The sequence below is a fragment of the Spiroplasma endosymbiont of Aspidapion aeneum genome (genome assembly GCF_964031045.1).
Lineage (GTDB): Bacteria > Bacillota_I > Bacilli_A > Mycoplasmatales > Mycoplasmataceae.
Genome location: NZ_OZ034994.1, coordinates 631,777 through 654,592, shown reverse-complemented (window position 1 = coordinate 654,592; position 22,816 = coordinate 631,777). Strand labels below are relative to the sequence as shown.

Annotated in this window: 21 protein-coding genes; 8 read left to right on the top strand and 13 right to left on the bottom strand. The window is 25.1% G+C overall.

Features of this window, described 5'->3' with window-relative positions; all coding sequences use genetic code 4:
- Positions 1 to 42: 42 nt before the first annotated feature.
- From AAHM97_RS02975 to AAHM97_RS02945, 7 genes are all read left to right on the top strand, one after another.
- A complete protein-coding gene (locus AAHM97_RS02975; RefSeq protein ID WP_342268455.1) occupies positions 43 to 1,260 on the top strand; it encodes a hypothetical protein in 1,218 nt (405 codons plus the stop codon).
- A 183-nt stretch (positions 1,261 to 1,443) separates the two neighbouring features.
- Positions 1,444 to 2,127 (top strand): DnaJ domain-containing protein, encoded by a 684-nt coding sequence (locus AAHM97_RS02970; RefSeq protein ID WP_342268454.1) that lies wholly within the window; start codon positions 1,444 to 1,446, stop codon positions 2,125 to 2,127.
- A 33-nt stretch (positions 2,128 to 2,160) separates the two neighbouring features.
- Entirely contained in the window at positions 2,161 to 3,960 is a 1,800-nt protein-coding gene (locus tag AAHM97_RS02965; protein WP_342268453.1) for a hypothetical protein, read from the top strand.
- 7 nt (positions 3,961 to 3,967) lie between these two features.
- Positions 3,968 to 4,186 carry a hypothetical protein gene (locus AAHM97_RS02960; protein ID WP_342268452.1) on the top strand — a complete coding sequence of 73 codons (219 nt, stop codon included), beginning with the start codon at positions 3,968 to 3,970 and terminating at the stop codon, positions 4,184 to 4,186.
- Between the two features lie 7 nt (positions 4,187 to 4,193).
- A complete protein-coding gene (gene feoB, locus AAHM97_RS02955) occupies positions 4,194 to 6,197 on the top strand; it encodes a ferrous iron transport protein B (protein WP_342268451.1) in 2,004 nt (667 codons plus the stop codon).
- Between the two features lie 459 nt (positions 6,198 to 6,656).
- The gene (locus tag AAHM97_RS02950) at positions 6,657 to 7,496 is read left to right on the top strand and encodes a DegV family protein (protein ID WP_342268450.1); all 840 of its coding nucleotides are present in this window, start codon (positions 6,657 to 6,659) and stop codon (positions 7,494 to 7,496) included.
- A gap of 12 nt (positions 7,497 to 7,508) precedes the next feature.
- Positions 7,509 to 8,324: a hypothetical protein gene (locus AAHM97_RS02945; protein WP_342268449.1), complete on the top strand. Its 816-nt coding sequence runs from the start codon at positions 7,509 to 7,511 to the stop codon at positions 8,322 to 8,324.
- 254 nt (positions 8,325 to 8,578) lie between these two features.
- On the opposite strand, the gene AAHM97_RS02940 is transcribed toward AAHM97_RS02945, so the two are convergent.
- Genes AAHM97_RS02940 through AAHM97_RS02925 form a run of 4 tightly spaced genes read right to left on the bottom strand, consistent with a single transcriptional unit; the run spans position 8,579 to position 11,203 of the window.
- Entirely contained in the window at positions 8,579 to 9,784 is a 1,206-nt protein-coding gene (locus AAHM97_RS02940) for a serine hydrolase domain-containing protein (RefSeq protein WP_342268448.1), read from the bottom strand.
- A gap of 45 nt (positions 9,785 to 9,829) precedes the next feature.
- On the bottom strand, positions 9,830 to 10,198 hold the full coding sequence (locus AAHM97_RS02935) for a PQ-loop domain-containing transporter (RefSeq protein WP_342268447.1): 369 nt from the start codon (positions 10,196 to 10,198) through the stop codon (positions 9,830 to 9,832).
- The gene (locus tag AAHM97_RS02930) at positions 10,198 to 10,608 is read right to left on the bottom strand and encodes a PQ-loop domain-containing transporter (protein ID WP_342268446.1); all 411 of its coding nucleotides are present in this window, start codon (positions 10,606 to 10,608) and stop codon (positions 10,198 to 10,200) included. The genes AAHM97_RS02935 and AAHM97_RS02930 overlap by 1 nt, the downstream gene beginning before the upstream one ends.
- 22 nt (positions 10,609 to 10,630) lie before the next feature.
- Positions 10,631 to 11,203, bottom strand: coding sequence for a DJ-1/PfpI family protein (locus AAHM97_RS02925; RefSeq protein ID WP_342268445.1), 573 nt, complete (start codon positions 11,201 to 11,203; stop codon positions 10,631 to 10,633).
- 77 nt (positions 11,204 to 11,280) lie between these two features.
- Between AAHM97_RS02925 and AAHM97_RS02920 the strand changes: the two genes are divergently transcribed.
- On the top strand, positions 11,281 to 11,709 hold the full coding sequence (locus tag AAHM97_RS02920) for a hypothetical protein (RefSeq protein WP_342268444.1): 429 nt from the start codon (positions 11,281 to 11,283) through the stop codon (positions 11,707 to 11,709).
- Here the strand turns inward: AAHM97_RS02920 and AAHM97_RS02915 are convergent.
- From AAHM97_RS02915 to AAHM97_RS02875, 9 genes are all read right to left on the bottom strand, one after another.
- Entirely contained in the window at positions 11,702 to 12,187 is a 486-nt protein-coding gene (locus AAHM97_RS02915) for a hypothetical protein (RefSeq protein ID WP_342268443.1), read from the bottom strand. The two genes, AAHM97_RS02920 and AAHM97_RS02915, sit on opposite strands and share 8 nt — an antisense overlap.
- A gap of 15 nt (positions 12,188 to 12,202) precedes the next feature.
- Positions 12,203 to 13,006 carry a hypothetical protein gene (locus tag AAHM97_RS02910; RefSeq protein WP_342268442.1) on the bottom strand — a complete coding sequence of 268 codons (804 nt, stop codon included), beginning with the start codon at positions 13,004 to 13,006 and terminating at the stop codon, positions 12,203 to 12,205.
- A gap of 34 nt (positions 13,007 to 13,040) precedes the next feature.
- A complete protein-coding gene (gene argS, locus AAHM97_RS02905; RefSeq protein WP_342268441.1) occupies positions 13,041 to 14,708 on the bottom strand; it encodes an arginine--tRNA ligase in 1,668 nt (555 codons plus the stop codon).
- A gap of 43 nt (positions 14,709 to 14,751) precedes the next feature.
- Positions 14,752 to 15,714 (bottom strand): L-lactate dehydrogenase, encoded by a 963-nt coding sequence (locus tag AAHM97_RS02900; RefSeq protein WP_425288833.1) that lies wholly within the window; start codon positions 15,712 to 15,714, stop codon positions 14,752 to 14,754.
- A gap of 263 nt (positions 15,715 to 15,977) precedes the next feature.
- Complete coding sequence (locus tag AAHM97_RS02895; protein ID WP_342268439.1) at positions 15,978 to 16,934, bottom strand: Gfo/Idh/MocA family oxidoreductase; 957 nt, start codon at positions 16,932 to 16,934, stop codon at positions 15,978 to 15,980.
- A 2-nt stretch (positions 16,935 to 16,936) separates the two neighbouring features.
- Positions 16,937 to 17,485, bottom strand: coding sequence for a hypothetical protein (locus AAHM97_RS02890; RefSeq protein ID WP_342268438.1), 549 nt, complete (start codon positions 17,483 to 17,485; stop codon positions 16,937 to 16,939).
- Between the two features lie 13 nt (positions 17,486 to 17,498).
- Positions 17,499 to 18,686, bottom strand: coding sequence for a motility-associated protein Scm1 (gene scm1, locus AAHM97_RS02885; protein ID WP_342268437.1), 1,188 nt, complete (start codon positions 18,684 to 18,686; stop codon positions 17,499 to 17,501).
- Positions 18,687 to 18,875: 189 nt separating this feature from the next.
- On the bottom strand, positions 18,876 to 21,197 hold the full coding sequence (locus tag AAHM97_RS02880) for an ATP-dependent DNA helicase (protein WP_342268436.1): 2,322 nt from the start codon (positions 21,195 to 21,197) through the stop codon (positions 18,876 to 18,878).
- On the bottom strand, positions 21,187 to 22,707 hold the full coding sequence (locus AAHM97_RS02875; RefSeq protein ID WP_342268435.1) for an MATE family efflux transporter: 1,521 nt from the start codon (positions 22,705 to 22,707) through the stop codon (positions 21,187 to 21,189). Before AAHM97_RS02875 ends, AAHM97_RS02880 begins: the two co-directional genes overlap by 11 nt.
- Positions 22,708 to 22,816 lie beyond the last annotated feature (109 nt).

The window sequence follows — 22,816 nt, the reverse complement described above, 5'->3', positions numbered from 1 at the left end:
GCCATTGAAAATAATTTTCAGAGAACTAAGTGAGGAAAAAACATGTCAAATACACAAAAAGAAATAAGGTCATTCTTTACATCAATACCAAGACTAATATTAGATGAAATAGATTCTAGAATGGATAACTTTATATCTCCATACACAATTAAGAAATATGTTCATCATTATAAAGAGTTAACAGAAAACGATCTAGAATTAATTTTAAAATATATTAGCTTGAGAGCGGAAGTAAATTTTGAATATTATGAAAGATATAAATCTTTCTTTGATAATCCAGAACCAACAAAAATTAACTTTAATGCTTCAAATAAAATCAATAAGCCATTAGAAGTAAAGTATCAAAAAGGAATAATTCATCGAGAATCTGAGATTGAAAAAGAAATGGTTAGGGATGAATCTAAAATGTATGTTAGACACTACAATACCCTTACAAACGTGACAAAATTTTTCTTAAGTGATAATCCTAAAAACGCAATAAGAAAAGATTTAAATCCTAAACCAAAGGAAAAAATAATTAAAGAAAAAGTAGATAAAGAAAAAGTAATTATTAGCAAACCAATTAAAGAAGAAAAAATAGTTAAAGATAGTGTTGTAATGAAAATTAACTCTATCAAGGCAAATGTTAATGCTAATAAAAAAAATCTAACCAATTATAAATCAAACAAACAAACAATAGATTATCAATGAAATAAGGTTCCCGATCTCTCAATTGAGAGAGAATATGACCAATCAGTACTTGAGAAAAAATCATCAACCTCATCAGTTGTTATTCCAAAAACTAAAAAAAGTATTATTGCCGATAAGAGACCAAACATAAAAATTGATGATTTTGAGGAAAAAGAAATTACTAATGTAAACTCAAAAACTTCTAAAAAAGCAATTAAAGCTAATAAAACTAACAAAAATAATATTGAAAATAATAATAAGACTATTAACATTAATGATAAGAAAACAAAACAAAATATAATTAAAGTTGAAAAAATTGATCAACAAAAAATTATAGAAGATATTTCAATTGCAATGCCAACAAAGGTGACAACAAATAATGCTAAAAGTTTTAAAAAACCAAAGTTCATTGAAAAGGAAATTAACAAAGAAAAAAACGGCCCTGTAAAACCGTTTGATAAAAGAAATATTATTTTGATTGAGAGAGAATATGACGAATCAATCCTAACTCAAAAACTTGAAATTAAAAAAACAAAAAATAAGCAAGAAATTTATAAGTGAGATAAAAAACCTGACTTAAAAAATTTGTAAAATAAATGCTGAATCTATTTTATCAATTATACAATATTTTTATAAAAACCCTTAATAAAGAACTTCATGTTCTTTTTTTTTGTAATTTAAATTTTAATTAACTGAAAAGTAATTTTGTTTATTAAAAAAGGTGTATAATAAAATTGATGAATTATATGGTAGCAACGAAGAAAGAAGACCCATATGGATGTAAGAACAGTAAGAGGGAGAAAATATTATTCACTAATCATATGATTATGAATTACATTATCTGTATATTCATACTTATTTATTGCAGGTATTTCTAGAAATTACAATGATAATGATGGTAAAATTATTATTACTATTTTATTTGTATTATATTTGCTTTACACTTGTGTTGGTATTGCTGGTTGTTGTATATATATTTCAAGGATTAAAATGCGCATAAAATTATTGGTTAATAATGGTCAAGATCTAAAACCATTTAATCTAGTAGAAATTATTATTTGAATTTTCCTATTTTTTATAATTGCACTTTGAATGTTGATGGTAAACAGTAATATTGAATTAGAAAAAAGTATGAAAGAAAATGGAACATTTGATGACCATATGCGAAATTCTCAAGCTCAATCTCAAAATATTAATAATTTCTTTAATCAATTTAGACAAAATTTTCAAGGTCAAAACCAAGATCCTGTAAATAAACCGATTAATAATTATGAACTAGCAAAAGCTTATGGTGTCTTGGGACTTAATGAAAAAGCTAGTGAAGATGAAATTAAACGCGCATATAAAGCACTTATAATGAAATGGCACCCAGATAAAAATGACAGTAAAAATGCAGCAATAAAAACAAGTGAAATAAATGCTGCTTATGATTTAATTCGTAAAAATAGGGGATTTTAATTTATTTAAAAGAATGGAGTATATCAACATAACATGAAAAAATTATTATTTTGTCTAACATCTATTATCAATTTTTTTACTTTCCACTTTTCATTTTTATTACAATCACAAATTACAAATACATTTAAAAATAAACAACAAACATATCAATTAAAAGCAGATAATATTTCTAATAACAATGACACAGAAAATAAAGAATTATCTGGAATGTGAGTTGGTAAAGCTTTACAATATTATTTACTAAAAAATTCAAATATTGAAAAAAATCTGACAGCATTAAAAATTGAAAAAAATCTAGAAACTAGTCATATTTTAGATTCAACTAATAAAGATTATTTTTATATGAGTTTAATTTCTAGTATCGTTGTTGTATCAACACAAGCGATGTCAAGTTATCAAGATTTCTTTGCCCAGTCATATTCAAAATGAGTATCTGCTCCAAAGGCAAGCAGAAATAAATCATGAGAATTATTAAATGATTTTTTCTTAAATACTTATCCAAAATTAATTAAACTCAAAATTGGTGGAATTTCTAAATATAATTTAAATACAAAAGATATTCTTCCATCAACAATAAAAGATCTTATCAACAAGCAAGCAAAACAATCTATTTTATCATATGATACATCATTAAAAAAAGTAAAAGATAATAGTCTCACTTTGACTGGTCTAGGTTATGGAGATTTTACATATACACCAAATGACAAAACAAAACAATCAACTATTTCACCAAAAGGATTTGGATATTCAAATAATATTGGTTATCTTGGCGAAAATATTCCAGACTTTTATAATAAAAACACATATTACACAAACTTTGGTATCTATAATGCTATCAAAATGGCAAAAACATGAGGCAATATTATTATAAATGTTGAAAATGGTGAAGATGATATTATTCAATTTTTAAAAACAACAAATTGTTATGATACTGATAAATATACTGCACAAGAAAATAAAGGATATTATCCAAACAAAAAATTATTTGACGAAATTAGTGAATGAATGAATGATTCATATACTATATCTTCAACTGCATCGAGTAGTCAATATAATTCATTACTAAATGATTTAAAAAAATCTCAATATAACTCACTTCAAAAAATTGATAAATCATTTGCTTCTTGTACATTAGATAACGGCGTAAATAAGACAAATAAATCACAATCTTCAGACATTTTTTTATTTGCAACTTTAAACGCAATTAAAAATAATAATAATCTAGACCAAGAACATACACAAAAATTATCAGATGATCTTATCAATATCTTTAATATATCAAAATATATATGTGGAGATTATTTTTGTAATTATCTAGATGCATTTATTATTTCTCCAGATAGTCCTTTAAAAGCATTGGGACAAACAAAAACATCATATACAAAAACATCATTTGAGTCAACATCAACAACAAAAGGTGGATATGTAATTATTTCAATTGATGCATTAACAATGTGAAATGATCCTAATAGTAATAGTGATTTTGAGCTTGAAAATGCAAATAGTTCACAAGATATATTTTCATCTGTTAGCCTTCAATTTGGTAACATTCTTGATGGTTATGGTGCTGCAGATTTTGGAAACTTACAATTACTGCAAAACAATTTTATTAAAAACAATGGCTTAAATTCAAAAACACCATTCTATGATGGCCAAATTTATGGAGTTGGAAGTTATTGAGATAATGGTGAAAATTCAAATCCAAAACCTGAATCAAATGTTTCATTTGGAGAAATTTTATTCTATACACTATTTTCTTTTTTAGTACTATTTATTATCATCTCAACATATTTGTTTATAAAAAGAAAAAAGAAAAAAAATCGGGGGAAATAACTTTTTTATGGAATACTTATTAAATAAAAAGTATAAAATATTAACAATCAAAGATAATGTAGATAGTGTTTTATTAGATAAATTAAAAGAAATAAATCTTAATCGAAATACTGAATTTATAATTATAGATATTAAGAAAAAATTCTTTGTAATCTTAGTGGAAAATATTGAATATGCATTGTCGAAAGAACTTATAAATAGTTTGAATTTAATAATCATAGAATAGGTTGATAATGGAAAGTTTAAATAAGGAGAAATTATCTAAAAAAGATAAAATTGATCAATATTTATTAATTGGAAATCCAAATGTTGGAAAATCAACAATTTTTAACCATACAACATCATCTGTTAATGATGTGGGAAATTTTAACCGAACAACAGTTTCTAAAAAAAGAGGAAAAATTAAAAATTGTCCAAATAAATATTTAATCGATTTACCTGGAGTTTATAATCTAAAATCAACCTTTGCTGATGAATGTATAGCTATTGATACTGTTTTGGCAAATAAATATAATGGAATTGTTAATGTTTTAAACTCAACAACTTTTAAACGTGATATGCATTTGACAATCCAACTTCTAGAAACTGGAAAGGATATTTTTATCAATTTAAATATGGTTGATGAATTAAACCAAAGAAAAATTGATAAACTACAGTTAAAAAAACAATTACGTTGCAATGTTAATCTTACAATTGCAAATAAAAACGTTGGAATCAAGAATATAAAAAATGAGTTAAACTGTCCAATTAAGGGATTTCGTCTAAATTATGGTCCAGAAATTGAAGCAGAAATTAGAACAATTATGGATAAGATTACGATTGATTGTTTTTCAAAAAGGTTTATTGCAATCCAACTATTAGAGGGTAATGATAACGTTTTAAAATATTTAAGAGAAAATGGACAAGATTTATTAGTATTTGATGACATACTAAAGGCAAAAGAAAAATACAGTCTTGGAATTATCGATCGAAGAAATCAGTTTATAAATAAGGTATATTTAAATTCTTTTATTTTTGAAGAAGGAATTATTTACAAGCAAAGCACACTGGCTAAAAAAATTGATTTTATTTTATTAAAGCAGTCATTTGGTATTCCAATCTTTATATTATCGCTCATGGGTGTGTATTATATTACATTTGGACCATACACTGGTGGTTATGTGCAATCAAAAATTGATTATTTTTTAAATGATTATTTAAGTGATGAAATTAAATCTTGATTTGCACCAATTGCAGATTCGCAAACGTGATGGTGAGTACCATCAATTATTTGTGATGGATTTATAGCAGGGGTGTTTGGTGTACTACCATTCTTTATCTATATTATAATTTTATTTTTCTTTGTTGGGTTATTTCAACAAAGTGGATTTATTGCTAGAATTAGTGTAATTTGTGATCGCTTATTATATAAGGTTGGGTTAAGTGGGAGAAGTATAATTGCTTTAATTAGTGGTATGGGTTGCAATGTACCAACAATTATGATGGCTCGTGGTTCTGCTAGTCGTCGTGAAAAATTAACTTCAATTTTTATTGCCCCATTTATATCTTGTAGTGCTCGAGCAACTGTATTTGCTTTTATCGCTAGTATGGTGATTACTAACAATACTTGAATAGTTATCTTTTCTTTGCAAATAATATCTGCAATAATAGCTTTGGCAATTGGTTTGATATTTTCACAAACTATGTTTCGAAAAAGCCCATATTTATTAGTTCAAGAAATACCAAAATGAAGAAGACCGGACCCAAAATCAATATCAAAATTAATGTGATTTGAGTGTAAAACCTTCTTTCACAGAGTTGTTATATTTATTGTTATTGGTTCAATATTTCTTTGATTCTTAGTCCATTTAGGACCAACTGGTCTTTTAAATGATGACCAAATTTCAACATCATTTATTGTTTATTTTTCAAAATATCTTTCCTATATTTTTATACCTTTAGGACTAAATGATTATCGAATTGTAACGTCGCTAATTCTAGCAATTCCAGCAAAGGAATTGGCAATTTCAAATATGCTAATCATCTTTAAAGACCAAGCGAGCATTCAAGAATATTTTACATTTGCAAGAGCACTTTCTTATTTAATCTTTTTTATGTTATATATTCCATGTATTTCAACATTGGCTATTTTTAAAAAAGAAACATCTTGAAAATTTACAATCGTAAATGTATCAGCATCATTATCTATCGCTTGAATATTATCAACAATAATTTACCAAACAACGATTCTTATTTAAATAAAATAATACTTATTTATAGATATTATAAATAAGTTTTTTTATGTATTTTGTATTTATATATGAGATAATTTAATTAGGTTTTTTATGAGCGAATTTTCAAAGATAAAAATTAATATTAAAAGAATAAATTTTATTTCAATATGTCTATGGGTTCTCTCAACGGTGATATTTGTTATTGTATTATTATGCTTTTTTTTAATAAAAGAAGGTAAACAAAGTACTTGATATAAAAAAAGTTTTTGGATTGTTATCATTCTTCTTTCTGCTATATTATGATGATTATTTGCTTTACCTAGTGTATTTGGAAGAATATTTATTTATAGAAATAGAGAAATCGATAATCCCCAAAAGGTTATAAATCTTGGTCTGTTAGATTATGGATTATTTTATTTTAAAATGAGTTCAAAAATCAACGCTTTGCTAACAAACGTTGAATAGAATAGATAAGGAAAATAAATGAAAGTAGTTATTTTAGCAGATTCTTCTGTTTCAAAAAAATTTATGATTGAAAATGAGATTGAATTATTGCCCCTAAATATAGTTAAATCAGATCTAACAGTTATTCAAGATGACAACTCATTAAGTGAGGATGATTTTTATACATTATTAGATAATGATAATTTAAAAACATCACAATCAATCATTGGAGATTTAATTGACAAATGAAATTATTTATTATTAGAAAATGACCATATTATTTGTTGTTTACTTTCAAAGGGTTTATCGGGTCAATTTAATACCGCTGTACGAATTGCAGATGAAGATGAATACAAAGGAAAAGTAACTGTAATTGACACTAATGGTGTTTCTGTTGTTAATTCAAGGATTATTTTAAAAATAAAAAAATTATTATCAGAAGGAAAAACTCCAGCAGAAATTAAAGATATTATCGAAGATATATCAAATAATAATAAATACAATAAGTTTGGATTTATAATTCCAAAAAATTTACAGCAACTTGTTAAAGGTGGGCGTGTTTCAAAATCAGTTGCTATTTTGGCAAAAATGGCAAAATTTGTTCCTATTCTTAAATATGACGGGACAATAGATAAGGAAACAAAAATAAGACTATTTAAGAATGCAATCTCATATGCTATGGAATGGTTTATTGATAATAGATTTACAACAATCGATATATCTTATAGCAAGTGTAGTTTACAAACGTTAGAATTAATTAAATCAGAAGCAATTGTATCTGGTCTTAAGATAGGTTTAGAAGAAGTTTTACCAAATACAATTATAACACATACAGGAAGAGAAACATTTGCATTAATTGCAGCAGATATATTTTTTTAAGAGGTGAATATAATGATTCCTAAATTTTGTCCAATCCACACTAAGATTCATGTTTGTGAAGAACAATCAATTAAAAGTCAAAATCAACGTATTGATAAGGAAATTGATTCTAAAGTAAGAAGACTTCATGGTACTCCCAATCAAGAAGACATAGAAAAAGCTGCAAAACATAGTAAACCTCAGAAGGGGACTTTACAATGAATTTTGGAAAATGCCAAAAAACATAATCAAAAAATAAAAGCACAAACTAAAGATTATGAAGATGATGATGGAAATATAAAAAAAGTAGATGATAAAGAATTAAATAGTAGGGTAGCTGCATTAAAAATGAGATTGTCTAGTAATGGGGGTAAGGTTGTAAATCAACCCCAAGAAAAAATTGATGTTTCAAAAATTGATAAAACTAAATTAACATTACAACAAATATTAATGATCGCCAAACAAAACAACCCTACTTCAAAAAAAGAGTATAAACCCCCCAAGAGATCTGATATTGCACCAAAGGTAGATATTCTAAAGTCTCGTGGTAAAAAAACTATCTATCAAGCAAATTCACTTAAAATACTTGAGGATGAAATTGAAAATGCAAAGAAGTCTACATTATCTAACAAACAAAAAAATGCTAAAGTTGCTCTAAAACAACCTAGAGAAAAAAAGGATAGACTATCGTCTACAAATGATCTCAAATATGCTTCTGATGCACCTAAAACTAACAAATCTGTTAGTTCTAAACCAAAGACTAAAGCAGACTCAAGTAGTTTAAAAAAATCACCAGAATCTATTAAAAGTACAAGTAAGAGTCCAACAAAAAATAAAATTAAAAAATAAGAGGGGGGTTTGAGTACAAATACTCAAATCCTTTTTTTTTGTAAAAACACCCCTACATATTTTATTTTTATTTTAACTTCATTTTTTTAATATCAAAATATTTATTATTTAATAATTTGAATAAATAATTTTATATTTTTTTAATCCTAAAATTCTTTAAAATATATTGTTTAATCGCTATATAAAGCTTTTGTATTTTATTATTCTGATTTGCTGCTATTTTCTTTATTGTTAATTATATTAATTTAATTACTCTAAGAATGATTAAAATACTGGTGTAAATCTTGATATAAACCTTTGATAAAAATTTTATCTGTAAGCTTATTTTTTGCTGGAAAGCCACTTAAAAAATTTATAGCAGTAACCTTATAGACCGGGTCAATAATAGAAAAGCAACCACCAATACCATTTCATCCAAACTCACCCAAATTTGTTAATGGTTCGTTTGTTAGAGAACTTCTCACACGAACTCCCAAACCGTAGTTATAATCTAGTGGTGATAATCCACTAATTTTCTTAAAAGATTTATTTTTTTTTGAAAACTCATATCAACATGAAGTTAATATTTTTAATGATTCTTCAGATAAAAAATCATTCCCCTCGTTATCCTTACCATCTATTAGAGTTGATAATAATTTCATAAAGTCTAAAGCAGTAGAAATTAAACTCCCCCCTGCTTGTACACAATCTCGCTTTTTAACAGCACCAATAAAAGAACTGTGATTATTAATTTTAAAGTTTAATGTATGAAGTAATCTATTTTTCGTTGCAACGAAATTGTAATTAAGATCTGTTGCTCTATCTTCATCTTTAAAATAATATGCAGTATCATTCATACAAAGTGGTTTAAATACTTCCTCATTTATGACATCAACAAATTTTTTGTTTGTGATAACCTCAACTATTCCAGACATAACTTCAAAATTCAATCCATATTTTCAATCAGTTCCTGGTTCAAAATATGTGTTTAATTTTGCTATTGTCTTTGATAAATTTAGACAAGAATTATTCTTCTCAGTAAAAAATTTTCTATTCCAATTTAGGTGAATTGGTGTTGCTTTTAGGCTAACAAAATCAACAGGTTCTCCATATGGGATTCCACTAGTCATATTTAATAGATTAATTATTTTAATTGGATTTTTTCTTTTTTTAATTCTTAACCCCTTAAAAATACTCCCATGTTTAAATTCTGGGATATATTTATCAACATCATCATCTCATGAAAAAAGTTTCTTTTCATACAATTTTAAAAAACAAGCAACAGCAGCTATTTTTGATAGTGAAAATACTCTAAATAAGTCATCAAATTCAGCTATTTTTTTATTTTTTTTAGAAGTTGTTCCAATAGCATTTTTAAATACTATTTGTTTATTTATGGCAACACACGTAACAATTGATGGTGTAACTCCTAAATTATAAATTTTGTTTATAGCGTTCTCTGTATTTTTAAAAGTAATCACATGACCCCCATTTTATACTATTAAATTATAGTAACAAACTTTATATTATATTTGGTCTTTCTCAACTAACATTGCAATTTTTATTTTCATCTCCAAAACACTAAGTGTCTGAGGAGTATCTACTATAATATTAGACTTTTTATTACTTTTTTTCAATATTAATATGTAAAATACTAAAAATAATGATATTGCGAGTGCAAATATATTTACTAGCAAGGTTGCCCATCCTAATGTATCAAAAAAAGCAATTGAATAAATTATTCACAACCCACAACCAACTATATAAAATAACTGAGAACTAATACTTAAATTTGATATTTGTTTCTTTGCAACTGTTACATAAATTTGAGGCAAAGTTCTTATAATTGTCAATCCAGCAGCACACCAGTAAATAATATTAATTCAAAGTGGCATTATTTTAACCTCCCTGACTCATTTAAGATTTCTGCTTCAATTAATAATAATTCATTTAGTGTGCATGTGTTTATATTTTTATCCTTATAAAAATACTTATTATTTTCTAAATTATAAACAATTTTTTTATCGCGATTATATTGATATCATTTGTAAACCAACATAGTTAATGTTGAAAAAGCAATTGACGAATTAGTTATTAAGATTTGAATAACGCTGTTATCTCCATTAACTAAATTATATATTGAAAATGTTATCCAACCAAATGAAGCTGTAGATAACATAATAATCATTAATAAACTAACATCACTTATTGACTTTTTTTTAAACATTAAATATAGTTGTGGAATTAAAAAAATAATAATTAAAAAGGCTCCAACATAACCACATATATTTCCAAGTAAAATCATAATTTAAAGTCCCTTTCCTATATTATTGTCTTATTAAAGATTCAAATAATAATTTATATTGAGACTTTTCTAAAAAATTATCTGCTATTAATAGTGCAAAATCAATTGCAGAAGATATTGATCGACCAGTTATAATATTTTCATCTTGTATAGCTTCTTTTTTACTAGATAATTTTGCTTTATCTAAATATTTGTTTGCCCCTGGATAATGAACAACTTCTTTATTATCTACTAGACCTAAATAACCTAAATATTGAGGAGCGGCACAAATAGCTGCAATTATTTTTTTATCCTTTGCCATTGATAATGTAATGTTAGATAATTTTTTATCTTCAAAATAATTAACATATCCTGGACCACCCGGAAATATTATTGCGCTATATTCTAAATCATTTAATTCATTAATATTGTAATCACATTTAATCTCAATATTATGTGCTCCAATAGCATTTAACCCTTGGGCTTTTAGTAAAAAAGTATCTACACTAACTATCTTATTATCAGAAAATCCCATTGCACGACGTAGAATATCAATTGTTCCAATAGCCTCTGTTTCTTCAAAACCATCTGCAATAATAATTGCAAGTTTTTTCATTATAATTACCTCAAAATCTATTTATATACTTATTTTATACTATATAATATAAATATACAAGAAATTGGACAAATAAAATGCCTAAAATACTCAATTTATTCAAATCAACAAATAAAATATTTAAAAGAGATAGAATAAGAAAAATAAGATCAAGTAACGATAAGTTCAAATTGCTTCATAATGATGAAGAGATTAACATAAGAGTGAGAAAGATCAAACAATTTTCACAAAAGCTAAATGGTTTATTATTCAAAAATGCAATTTTAAGTGAGCAATGATTTTGTATATATGGGTCAAAAGCGTTTAATTCTTTTGGTATATTTCAACCAGTCGATGTAATTTTTTGTGATATTAAAAGACGTGTTTTTGAAATATATCGCAATTTCCCACCAAATAAATTTTCAAAGTATCATAAAGAAACTTATAGTATATATGTTCTCGCTGGGAATGGGGCGAATATATATAAAATTGAAAAAGATGATATTTTAAGTACAAGAACTATTTAAAATATTTATCTCAGAAATTTAATGCAACAAACTCTTTAACATTTTTAAAAGAAATTATTAGATTACCAAATTCTAGATAATTTGCTGGACATTTTTCAATAACAAAATATGCAAGAACTAAATATAAAAATTCATTATGTTTTCTTAATAGTTCATAGCTAGTTAGGTTTTGGTCAATATCTTGTGTTGTGTATAATTTGTAAAATATTTCTTTGATAAAATCTAATTCTTTATCAGTGTAATTTTTTTCTAATAATTCATACAAGTCATTGACAACTGTGAGAATATTATTATTTTTAGCCTTCTTAACAAAATGTCTAAAAAACATAATTACATTTTTATTAAAATAAGCATCATCACTAATTCAACAAACATTAACATCATCTATATTGCTTCTTATTCTACAAAATAATTTTTCTTTTGTAAAATGTACAAAATCAAGATTATTATTTTTAATATTATATATTTTCTCATTCATAAAATACCTCTTTATCTATTTTAAAAAAATAGCGACTAACATAATTGTTAAAATTAATATTGGAATTATAAATCAAATACATCAAATTTTAGACCGCATTTTTGAAGCATATAATTCAGAAACTTCCTTTTTGGGTCGAGAATTTGGTTGCTTCACCATTTCCTTAATTGGAACCGTTTTTATTTCAACTTCCTTTTCATAATTTTCTGCTGGAGCTTTATTTCATAAAGGCGAATCCTCGTAATCAATTTCGTCAGGATTTTTTTCTTTGAAATTATGATCAAATTGCTCTTTAACTTTTTCTAATTCTTCATCAATTAATTGTTCTTTTTTATTTTCAGATATTAATGGGTCATCTGATTCTGGCAATTCCTCATAATCAATATCACTCACCCTATTTAAAAGTGTATCAATAAAATGTTTTGCAACAAGCTTATTTGGACATTCATAGGTTCTTAAATCTTGGTATCCTTGAATATCTAATGAGATATAATTCATTCCCTTTGTGGTTGAGGAAAATTGAGTTTGACATTTTGTTGAAGAAAAAATATTATATGGTGTATATTTTATCTTAACAGAATTTGTTGTATCATTTACATCTAAAACAAATGACCTTTCACTGGTTATAAATATAATTCCATTCTTTTTACCATCAGCATCTTCAAATGAACATCAAAGAGCAGAAAGAACTACTTCAGATTCGTTGAAATATTCTCCCATTCTAATTCATATTTTTTCATCAAGATTTTTGAAGTTCTGTGGTACTCAATTATATCCATTTGCTCCAAGCTCTGACATAATTTGTTCATATGCTTTCATTTGATTTTCTCCTTATTGTTATAGAGTAAAAAAATTACATTTTATTTTTCACTTCAACCCCAATTAAATTTAAGCAAATACTCATTACGTTGTAGACTAGTCTAACTAAATTAATTCTTTGTGCTGCTAATTCATTATCATCACAAATTATTGTTATTTCACCATAATAAGAGTGAAATCTTTTTGCAAGACCGTAAGCAAAATCACACAATACATTTGGAGCTCTTTGGTCTCTAGCATAATGAAGGGTATTTATAAATTGGTCAATATGTAAAATTAAATCAATTTCCTTTGGATGAACTAATTTTGAAAAATTATTTACTTTTGAAGAATTATTATTTCATTTTTCTAAAACCTGATTACATCTAGCAACGCAATATTGCACATAATAAACAGGATTAGATGCATCTTTTCTTAAAATAAGATCTAAATCAAAATCAAGATGTGATGATGGAGATTTTGAATTTAACATGTAACGAAGAGCATCAATCCCTATTTCTTCGATCACATCTTTCATTCAAACAGCTGTACCTTTTCTTTTTGAAATTTTTACCTCTTTATTGTCCCTAATTAATCTAACCATTTGAATAATATCAATTTCAAGCAATCCCTTTTTATAACCCATTAATGTTATACCGGCGATAAGTCTAGGAATATAACCGTGGTGGTCAGCACCTCAAAAGTTTATATAAATATCTGCATTTTCTCGTTTAAAACGTATTGAGTGTGATGCTAAATCTGGAACAATATATGTATATGTTCCATCTTTTTTGATCATAACTCTATCTTTATCATCACCCATTTTAGTTGTTTTTAATCATAATGCGCCATCTTTTTCATAAGACAAATTTTTACTTTTGCACAATTCTAATACCCTATCAATCTCATTACTATCATACATACTTTTTTCTGAAGAATAATGTTCAATTTTAATTCCAACTTCTGCAATTTGTTTTTTAATTTCTGTTAAAAAAATTCTTACAGCCTCTTCTCTAAAAAAGGTATTAACTTCATTATCGATAATTTTATTACCTTCATAGTCTATTTTGTTATTTACATATTTTTCTTTATATTTTTTGGCAAATTCTCCACCAAGTTCAACATACATATCCCCTCCATACATTTCTGTTGGGGGAGATATTTCTTTACCAAGAGCTTTCATATAATGGTAAAAAATTGTGATTGCACATATGTTTATTTGATTTCCAGCATCGTTTAAATAGTATTCAGCTTTAACTCTGTATCCTAAGTGTTTTAAAACTCTTATAAAACAATCTCCAACAATTCCATTACGAGCGTGACCAATATGCAATCATCCAGTTGGATTTGCACTAATTATTTCAATGTTAAAATAATAGTTAGAATTATCCTCTTTTCCAAAGTCGAGTCCCTTTAAAATTGCATCACTTAAAAACTTGCTAATAACTTCTTCTTTTAGCCAAAAATTAATAAATCCTGGTTTTGCTACTTCTATTTTGGAAAATATTTTATTATTCTCTAAAAGGTGTTTTACAATATCATCAGCAACATCGACAGGATTTTTGTTTTCATATTTTCCATAAATAAGGGCAAAATTAGTAGAAAAAAACCCCCTACTTATATCATCGTTTTTTGAAATAATGTAGTTGATTTTTTTGTCATAGTTTTTGATTTTTATAGTTTTTTTAAATTCTTTGTCGATTTGGTTGATTAAATAACTCATGTGTTTATACCTCCAAAAATATAATATAAAATCCCCTTAAATTTTATATTTTGTCTTTTACTTCATCTCAAGATTTTTTTAAAACTCTACATGAAGCATCAAATTTTGATATCTCATCTTCATTTAGATGTCATTCAATAATTCTTTCTCAACCATTTTTAGATATAATTGCTGGAACACCAGTTACAATGTCGTGTTGGTCATATTCTCCATTTAATAAACAACCAACCATTAAAATTTCATTAAAGTCATCCAAGACAGCTCTAGCAATCTGGGTTAAGTAAACACCAATCCCAAATGAAGTTGACCCTTTCTTGTTAATAATAGTATATGCCATTTGTTCTGCTTCTTTTACAATCGCATCCAATTCTTTTTTTGTAATTTTTCCTTCAGATATTATTGTGTCAAAGTTTTTTCCCATAATTGATGAAGAACTTCAAATTGCCACCGAAGAATCTCCGTGTTCTCCCATTAAATATGCATGTACACTTTTGGGACTAACATCAAATTTTTCTGCAATTAATCTTCGCAACCTTGAAGTATCTAGCGTTGTTCCAGATCCAATAACCTTGTGTTTGTCAAAATTTGTAACCTTTAAATAAACATTAGTTAAAATATCAACCGGGTTAGATGCAATGATTGTAACCCCATGAAAACCAGATTTCTTTATATTTTCGGCAATATTTTTCATTATCTTTGCGTTGTCAAGGACCATTTCTAATCTAGTTTCACCTTTTTTTTGTGGTCTTCCAGCTGTTATTACAATTATCTCTGCATCTTTACAATCATTAAAATCATCAGAAGCTTTGATAGTTGAAAATGGAATTGGTAAACCAGCTTGTGTATCTAAAAGATCTAAAGCATTTCCTTCTGCAATATCTTTAAAAAAATCCATTAATACATATTGATTTGATAATCCTTGGTTTATTGCAGAATATAGAAAACTATTTCCAACTTGTCCACATCCAATTAATACTATTTTTCCATTATTTCTCATTTTTTTAATTCCTTTCACGAATATATTTAATTTTATTATCGAATAATTTTATTTAGTTTACTCATATATTTAGTTTAAAACATTCTAATAAGTATAGCATTAATTTAACTAAAGACTTTATTTACATTTAAAATATTAACCTTTATTAGAATAAGAAACTTAAATTATTTTAGATAAATACTTTTTTATCTTCTTATATTTTTTTACTTAATTTATTTTTTTTTCTTAAATTCTTGTTAATAATATCTCAAATTTTATTTTTTCTCACGAAATTACTTGATCTCTGATTCAATTAAAGATAAACATCTAATTGTTTCAATTGAAATATTTAATAGGCTATTAAAGAACTTACGGTCATTATTTTTAATATTTTTTAAATAAGTCTTAAATGTTTCAATAATGTCATTATTTGTTTGAATGGTGAGAGTAAACTTCCTACTACTATATTTTATATTAAATTCCTCTAAAATATTATAATTTATGAGGTAAAATGGGTTATTTTCACAAATTATTAATGATTTGTTATTTGAGCAATATTGTTCTGAAACATCAAATGTTGAGATTATATTGTTCTGATGTTTAAAAATTGCATTAAAATCTAGAACTGAATGGTTAGAAAGCTTATGACCTATAGCTTTTATCTTGTCAACTTTACCAAATAAAAAGATTGCACTATAAACAATCCCATACCCATTTGCAAATAAAACTCCCCTACCAAGATTATAGTCATATTTATTATCAAAAACTCCCCTATTGGAAAGTAGTTCATCTCTTTTTTGACTGTTGTTATAAAAACTTGCTTTAAGAATTTTATTACTAATATTTAATTTTATTGCATCCTCAAATCAATTTGAATTAATAAAAAATGGACAATCTGATAGAAAAACATTATTACTAGTGGCGATTTCTTTTAGATTTAAAAGGTCAACAAAGTTAAAAGAAATTGGTGGAATTGCAAAAACATTGACCTTCTTTACTAAGAAAAATTTAATAATATCTACTTTTGTTGGCATGAGAGAATTTATTATAACACAATCAGAATTATTGGCAATATTTTCTAAATTGTTTGTTGCTTTTAAATTCATTTTATAATGTTTATTTTTAAATAACATAGCTTTTTCATAATTTGCATCAAAAATATATGATAGTTTAATGTTTCCTATTTTTAACAATATTTTAATAATATCCTCTGTATAATCACCAATTCCAATTAATGCTATTCTGATCACTTTTATTCTGTTTCCCTTATATTTTTTTTAATAACAATTTCTTCTTCATTAGTTTTCACACTATCATTACTTTTTGTTTTTTTAAATCTACTAGCAATAACATCATTTGTTATATACAATTTTGAAATATATTCATAGATAGAAGATATAATTGCAAATATAAAACCAAGACTATAAAATACTCAAAATATAATTATATTTTCCTTGTAATAAAATGATAGGATAGAGTCTAGACTGTAGAATAAAAAACATAACAATAAAGAAATTGAAAAAATTAATAGTGTAATAATTTCTTTTTTAACAAATTTGTGCTTTTGTTTTTTTACAATATTAAAACGCATTCAATAATATGATAAAAATAAGATAAATCCAATTGTAAGAATTATAAATATTATCTTTTCTATGTCATTATTTTTTAGACTTGCTAGTTTACCAGAATTGTGAACAAAAACAAAAAATGGTAATACAGCAATTAAAAATAAACCAATTGTAAGTGGTATTTTTATCATTGATATTTTAAGAGAATCTAATTTTAGTTCTTTTATTTCCATTAATTTTCCTTTATTATTTATCAGATCTTATAAATAACACAAATGTTGTTATTTGAATGGTATATATTAATATTATTTGGAATATAAATATTTGGAATGGAATTATTGTTGATCCACGAATTAATGTATATCCGAGAATTTGTACATAAATGGTAAATAATAAATGTAAATTCATCATTATAAACATGTATGTATTAAATGAGGTTGAAAACATGCATTTAGTTCTTATATAACATATTAAGAGAGGAATAAATGTAATTAAAAATGCAATTACTGTTATTGTACAAAGTGTTATCTCATAACCAGAGTAAGAACTACACAATAAGACCGGAGAAATCATTGCTACTAATGCAACAATTGATAGTACTCAAAAGTAAATGCTTTTAAAGAACATTCCTCTAAACTCTTTCATTGAATCAATTCTAACATTTCCCAGTCAATTTGAAAGCGATGATGTTACATTATCATTTCGTTTTGATAAAAAACATGCGATGAATATTGATAAAAAGAAGATTGAAACGAAAAACACAATTGGAATATAAAGACCAAAATAAGTGACAATAAAACTAAGGTCACTATACTGGATTGTTGTATGAAGACTGCTAAGTTCGTTTATAGTGTTTGATTTATTTGTATGAAATATGAAATCTGATATATTTGTGATATATAATAATACTGATGTATGTGAAACAAAATCACTATTAATATTTTTACTTTTAAAATTTGAAAATCAATCATTTGAGAATTGGTCACTAAAATCATATTTAGAAGAAATTATTATACCAAGACCAATTAACATTGATATTAAAAATATACCAATTGAAATAATAAAACCTCATTTACCAAATTGTCTTATAAAATTGTATTTATAATCCCTTCTAATTTTTGATGTTATATATATTCAGATGAAATTTAAAAGTAAATAAATTATAAATATTAATAATAATGGGAAAATAATGCAAGCATTTATTGCATATATAAATAAACTAAAACCGTGAACTGATAAAATATTTTTAAAACCTTCATATCCTGCGATGAAGAATAAATTTTTCATTTTAGAAGAACTATTAAATGTGTTAATAATCTTATTTTTTTGTTCATCATTACTTAAAAAAGAATTTGTTAATCTTGATAAATCTGAATCAAGATTATATGATGAAATAAATACTATTAAAATAATGAGTGAAATTATAAATTGCATAAGATATACACCATATAATATTGAAATTCTGCTATGATTTCTAAAGAACATTTATAAACCAACGACCTTCTCTACTCTAATAAAAATTAAAATATGTTTACATTAAGATATTTAAATCTTTAGTGACACTATTATTATATAGTTTATTGTCACAAATAACACAAAATATATATTAAACATTTCAAAATATTATTTATTATTTAAATATTTAGCTATTTTTTCTGCTAATTTAGTCATTCTTTTATCTGGTTTATTTCTACATATTTCTTTAAAAGATTCAATGTTTGTAAAGATATAAATCTTCTTTTTTGCTCTAGTTAATGCTGTATAGATCATTTTTTTATTTAAAAAATTATAGTTATTTTTAAAAGTATCATCAACAACTAATAACACATTGTCATATTCTGAACCTTGAACTTTATGAATAGTACAAGCATATCCCAATGTTAATTCATCGGTTGCAAATTTATCCAATTCCTTTTTTGAATCATTGTTAAATTCACAATATGTAGTTGATGTTTCTGGGTCATTAATAATTAGACCCATATCTCCATTTGATATTCCAAATTCCTTTTTATTAATTAAACACATGACCTTATCATATTCTCTATATTTATATTGAATTGATCTCCCTTTGCTAATATATGTTCCGTGGGGGTTTGAAATATTTTGAATTGATAAATTAAGTGTCTCAACACCGTATTGGTTTTTATTAACAGGAGAAATAACTTGTACTAATTTAATTTCCCTTTTCACTTTATCAATTGGAGATAATTTATGAAGTTTTTCACTTTCTAATATCTTTTTGTAAACATCTTTAATTGGTTCTAAGGGATCAAGTGTATTATAAAGTTCAATAAATTCAATTTGTTCAGAATTTTTAAAGTCAAATTCATCAATTTTATCATTATTTATTAATCTTGATAATTCAATTATTTTTTTAGCAGATCGATAATTATTTTTTAAAATAATAAAATTATCCTTAAAAGAATTACATAGATCTTCAAAAACATTTCCATAGTCAATACTTGGTAGTTGGTTAATATCTCCAATTAGGACAAGTTTTTTATCAGTATTAACTGTTGAAAATAGAAAACTAAATAATTTACTAGAGATCATTGAACATTCATCAACAATTAAAATATCACCACTAATTTTTTGTTTTAGGGTCATATCTATTTTTTCACCATCAAATCCTAAATAACTATGAATTGTTGTTGGATTAATATAATCTGCAAATTCTATATTTTTCTTCAAGATTTCGCCTATTCTAGAAGCAGCTCTTCCAGTTGGGGTTAAAATATTATTTGAAAATATGTCATCAATTATAATTTTATGCCAAATAAATAATAGCTCAATAATTGATGTTTTTCCAGTTCCTGGTTCTCCAGATATTATAACTAAATTACTATCATAATATAATTTAAGAATGTCTTTAACTTCTTTATTAATTATAAAATTGTTTTCCATAAATTTAACTTTTTCTAAAAAAATTTCCAATCCCTTATTGAAAGATATTTTTGTTTTTAAAGGTTTTGAATTATATAAATCAACAACAGTTTTTGCGATTGTTTGTTCTTCTGTAAAACTTTCATAAGAATATAATATTTTCTTACCAGTCTTTATACATATTTTTGGCACAATCAAATTATTTTCTAGTCCATAATTTATAGCGCCAGATATCAATGATTTAAAATTTACTCATAAAATATTGTTAAAATTGTAATTGTTAAATTCTGATTGCAACATTTTTAAAAATTCATTATAATATATAAATGTTGATTGGGATTTTATAATCATTTTATTGATGATATTTCAAATAATAAAAGCTATTCTTCTTTGAGAGAAAATATATTCCTCTAATTTATTATTTATTTCATTAATTTTATATTCTATACTTAGGATTTCAATAAATGATGGAGATAAATATTTATCTCTAGCAATTTCTAAAAATTTTTCTTCAAAAACACTATCAATATCTTCTAAATTTGATTTATATAATGTAATTACTTGTAATAATATTTTTTGGTCAAATCCGTGTTCGCGAAAAAATAAAGACCATTTATTTGTATACTTAATTCTTTTCATTCCATCATAAATAATTTCAATTTTTGGACCAATTAAGCCTTCTATGTTGCGTAGTTCTTCTTTATTTGCCAATATTTTTTCACAAATATTGTCTTTATAATAATCAACTATTAATGTTGCATTTTTTTTTGTAATTGATGGGAATTGAGTGGATGAAATTTGTGAAATCCAATATTCTCTTTCATCAATCTCTAGTGTTGCTAATGAAAACTTAATAATATTAAATGTTGGCTTGCTAGTCTTTGTCCAACTACCCTCAATTTGATATAAAAACCCTGGACTCATTGAAGAAATTTTACCACTTACATTTATATATTTTCGTTTTAAATCTTGTAATTTAAAACGAGCAATCATAAAATCTTTATTGACAAAAAATATTTTATCAATCATGCCAATTATTTTATCATCTTTTCTATTTATCATCTTTACTTTTACCTTTTAATTTTTCAATTTCCAATTCTTGTTCTTGACCAATACTATCTGGAATCGATAATTTTGTATCTATAGATTTAATATGTTTTTGTCAGGACAATTTAACTCATCGTGTCAAATAAATTATTGTTCTTGATAATGGGTCAAGGATCATAATTAATTGAATAATTATAAGTGCTCAAATACCATCCATATGTAAAGCGAAAATAATAATAAGTGGAGCACAAACATATGCAAGTCCCATCGTAATAAATGAAATAAAGATTGGTGTAAATAAATCCCCAACTGCTCATAATGAACGAAGAATTGTCATATTTGCAACATCAAATAATTGCCTTATACAAGTAATAAAAACAAATAAATAACCATATGAATTTATTAATTCATCACTTGTGTTAAATATTTTTAAAACCAATCAACTAGCACAAACAAGTACAACTGCTAGTGAAAAAAGAATATAATTTCCAATTTTTCAACAGTTAATTGCAGAGTCATATGCTCCTTGAGCATCCCCTTCACCAATTTTTCTAGCAACAAAAACACTAGATGTTGTTCCCAGGGCAGATGTAAATGCTCCTAGATATTGAACAATTGAATTTAAATTTCGATAAATTGTTATTGCAGTATCCTTACCATAAGCCGTTCCTATATCAATTCTAGCAACACAACTAGAAAGAACAAAAGTTGTGATAAAATATAACATCATTTCACAAGTAATTGGAGCACCAGTAATTAACATTTCTTTTGCATAATAAAAGTTTATTTGTTTTCCTTTATTAATTTTAAAATTTATAAACTTTTTATTTAGAATTGTTAAATAAACGATTTGAAATAAAACAGCAAGAGAGACACTACCAGCAACCCATAAGGGTGACCAATGAAAAACAAATAAAACTAGAAGTACAAAAGTAATATCAACAAAATTTGAAATAATTGCCCCAATTGAAACATGTTTTGATTTTTTTAATGCTTGTAATGGCGCTGCTAAAACCTGGAGAATAGCAGAAAATAATAATTGGATGTTTAAGATTCGATAAAAAGAAATAATTCATTTTTCATCCTCTTGAGATACCCTATCGCTCGGAGAAACAAATGCACACATTTGTTTGGCAAAAATATCCAATAGACTAACAAGAATTAATGTTATAAATACATTAACCATAATTCCAGAAATTACAACTTTAGATAATTCACATTTTTTTCCCTGGCCAATAAGTTTACCCGAAACTATTATTGTTCCAACAGCAACAAAAGCTGGAATAAATTGAAATGTAACATATGCAAGTGTTGCTCTCGATACTTGATCAGCATATGATTTATTATCATACCAGTTAATAATTATTAAATTTATTTGGGCTATTAAAACATTAAAAAGAAGTTGAATAAAAATAGGAATTGCCATTGAAAGAATTTCTTTAATATTCTTAACTTTTCAGATTGGATTTGAAAACCTTATTATTTTATAGTTTCTTATATTTTCAATTGAATCTTGTTGTAACATTTAGACCTCTCTAATATTAAGTATATTATATAATTTAATTTGTCTTATTTCTCTTATTACAGAGTAAAATATTGAATAGTTATTAAATATCATATAAAAAATTATAAGT